The organism is Wolbachia pipientis, from assembly GCF_023661085.1.
GTDB lineage: Bacteria > Pseudomonadota > Alphaproteobacteria > Rickettsiales > Anaplasmataceae > Wolbachia.
In genome coordinates this window covers 1-3151 of record NZ_JAHDJT010000138.1, presented here as the reverse complement: position 1 = coordinate 3151, position 3151 = coordinate 1, and the positions used below count along the sequence as shown (strand labels likewise).

Genomic DNA, 3151 nt, shown 5'->3' with positions numbered 1-3151 from the left:
ATAAAAACGCCAATACTAAAAATAAATACTGACCAGGGCTTCTTTTGCCTTTTTTCTGCTTAGTAAATTTCTTAAATATAAAGATTATATCAACTTTCGTTATCAAACAAGACACATAATAAATTCGCTAATCGTAGGGAAACTTTTTAATTTACCATTGGGATTTAGTATAATAATGAAGTTTGGTATAAGACAATGCTTCAGTTTGCAGGTGTTTGATCGTTAATACAAGTATATATTGAATGGAAAAAATTAGACTTTACGTTGAGCAAGCGTTATCACAAGGCGTTAGTTTAGAGCTTAGTCCAAGGCAAAGTCACTATGTTTGCAACGTCATGCGACTCAAAAAGAATGCCAATATTTCTTTTTTTAATGGAAGGGATGGAGAGTGGTTAGGAGAAATAGTTGATACATCGCATAAATTAGCGAAAGCTACACTTAAAGAATTCACCAAACAACAGCAATATAAAGAAAACTTATATCTATATTGTGCTATGGTAAAAAATGCCGCTTTAGGCAATATAATAAGGCAGGCGACTGAAATGGGGGTAACCTGCATCCAATTTATTTTGACGGAGCATACAGTAGTAAAAAATGTTAATCTGAGTAGAGCAAAATTACAGGCAATTGAGGCGGCAGAACAATGTGGTAGAACAAGTGTGCCAGAGATTTTGCCTCCTATTAATTTTCGTGATTTACCTGACTCTCAGGATAGAAGTTTTATTTTATGTGATGAAACAGGGCAGGGAAAGCCTCCTAGTGAAGCTCTGAAGAACAAAAAAAATATTGCTATTATTGTTGGTCCTGAAGGTGGTTTTTCACACAATGAACTTAGCTTTGCTGATAAGTTCTGCCAGAAATTAAGTCTGGGGAAAAGAACTTTGAGGGTAGATACTGCTGTGGTTGCTGCGCTCACTTTGGCTAGTGCAAGCACTATTCACCTGTACAGGGTTGCTGACGAAACTTGGAGGTGAATCACAATGATTATTATAACTTTCCTTATCGCTATTATACCCGCTGTTAATGCCTAAGGATCTAGATAGTTTTCTTTTAAAAAATCTAGCGCATAAGTTGCTATGCAACAAAGTCATTCCAGCGTCACGCGCTGGAATGACATGTGGAGTGTCATTCAAATAACTTAAGTCCAATCCCAAGAAAGTGGAGCATTGTCATCTGCTGGAGTCTCAAAGACTGGTTTTGATATCACTTCTCTCACAGAGCCTTGGAAAACTGGATCTTCAGCATTAGCCTGGATTCTAGCACCTTTCCCGAAATTTTGATCATTTGCTAAAGCATTTTTTACTGCAGTCTGTAAACCTGGATTAGCTGCAAGATTTGTTTCCAGTGCAGGTTTATCAACGTTATCGACCTTTTTTGTCACACCCAAAATCGCTGTTCCTAATTTATCTTTGTTTGCATTGCTGAGTAGTTGAGTAACTACATCTGTTTTTAAAGCTGGAACAGCTGCTATAGCTTCTGGCTTTGCTAAAGCTGCTTTTAAGGTGCCATTGCTTGCTACAGCATCTTGTAAAATTTTATTACCTGCAAGATCTGTTTCCAGTGCAGGCTGCTGAGTACCATCGACTTCTTTTGTCACACCTAGAATTGCTTTTCCTAAGTTATCTTTAGTTTCTGCAGTGCTGAGTAGTTGAGTGGCTACAGCCTGAGCTGATGGACCTTTTTCTAATACCAGATCTCTTAAAGCAGATGCATCAGCTTTAAGGTTTAAAGCATCATCTACGGCTTTTTGAGTATAAACTTTCTTAGTATTATCAGTGCCAACTGTTACTAAAGCAGGTACTAAGACATCCACAACAGCTTGTTCTGCAATTTTTGTTGCAAGTTCTTCAGTTTTGACAAATACATCATCCACGGCTTGTTCAGTATAAACTTTTTTATTCTTGTTATCACCTATAGTTAATTCAGTTAGTAAACCATCTACAGTTGTTATAGGATTAGTACCATCGTTTAACACAGCTGTTTTGAATGTATTAGAACCTATTAGTCTACTTACTATACCACTTAAATTCTTTATTTCGTAGTTTTTGGTATTATCTGCATAATCTTTATAATTTAATTTTAAATTGTCTGTAGTATCTAAAGTATATTCATTACCATCATTATCTGTGTAAATTACAACCCTAACATCGCTGAGGCCTGTTGCATCAGTTGTTTTGTCGCCTTTTTTAAAACTCAAACTAGCCGGCATATCACTCTCCATTAATTATAAAAATCATAAGATGCATGAAAAAAGTATAAATTCCGTAAATGCTGGATTTTACATAAGTTTCTTTGGCTTGTTATTCCAGCGCGTAACGATGGTTCGCTTTATGATGGTGTTATGAAAGTGGCCCCACTAGGATACAGAAAGATATAGATTCCAGCATCTGCTACTTGGATGACACCATCTGTTAACGGACACTGAAAGCTCTTGCGTATACAAAATGAAGATTAGATTGTAAGATCCTCTAAAGGAGGTATATCTTCCTGTATTGTATAGTCATCCACTGAGGGACTGTGCAGCACATCCTGCGTTTTGCCATCATCCACTACTGTGTAATCAATCTTACACTTATTTAGCCCACCTAGTATTCTGCTTTGGAAATATTTTTCACCATAGCCTTTCATAATAACGTTTATATAGTCAGCACTGTCAATATCAGAAAGCTTGTTACATATCTTTGGATCTTTAACTGTGTAGTGTTGAGTAAACTTACACTCACTATCATCATCTTTACAAAAAGGAAATTTTCCTTTTTGTTTGCTATCTGCGGTAATGATAAATCTGTTGCCTTCTTTATCTTTTGCCGAGAACTCATTACTACCCTTGTCTATGGAATATTGTTCCTTTGGGAATGTAAATGTTAAATGATATGTCATAATACTACCTTAATAAAAATGACTATTATAGTATAGATTTATTAATAAACAATATATATTATAGCATAATTAATGTAATACCAATTCCACTACACCAAGAATGGGTGGACAACAGTGGAGAAAAAGCCATAGCGTCATTCAATAAAAAAAACTACTTGACAACCTTTGCCGTTACCCTTACGATAGTATTAAGGGTATTTTTGGCTCAAAACTTGCTTTTGATCTGCAGGCTCAATGACAAAATTCAGTAAAAAACTCAGGGTATTTTTTG

3 protein-coding genes are annotated in these 3151 nt (G+C 35.7%); 1 reads left to right on the top strand and 2 read right to left on the bottom strand.

Annotation, left to right across the window (positions count from 1 at the left end):
- Positions 1-242 precede the first annotated feature (242 nt).
- Complete coding sequence (locus tag DM84_RS05560; RefSeq protein ID WP_250778976.1) at positions 243-974, top strand: 16S rRNA (uracil(1498)-N(3))-methyltransferase; 732 nt, start codon at positions 243-245, stop codon at positions 972-974.
- Positions 975-1138: 164 nt separating this feature from the next.
- On the opposite strand, the gene DM84_RS05555 is transcribed toward DM84_RS05560, so the two are convergent.
- Positions 1139-2209 (bottom strand): hypothetical protein, encoded by a 1071-nt coding sequence (locus DM84_RS05555; RefSeq protein WP_250778974.1) that lies wholly within the window; start codon positions 2207-2209, stop codon positions 1139-1141.
- Positions 2210-2451: 242 nt separating this feature from the next.
- Positions 2452-2880, bottom strand: a complete 429-nt coding sequence (locus tag DM84_RS05550; RefSeq protein ID WP_250778972.1) for a hypothetical protein — start codon at positions 2878-2880, stop codon at positions 2452-2454.
- Between the last annotated feature and the right edge of the window lie 271 nt (positions 2881-3151).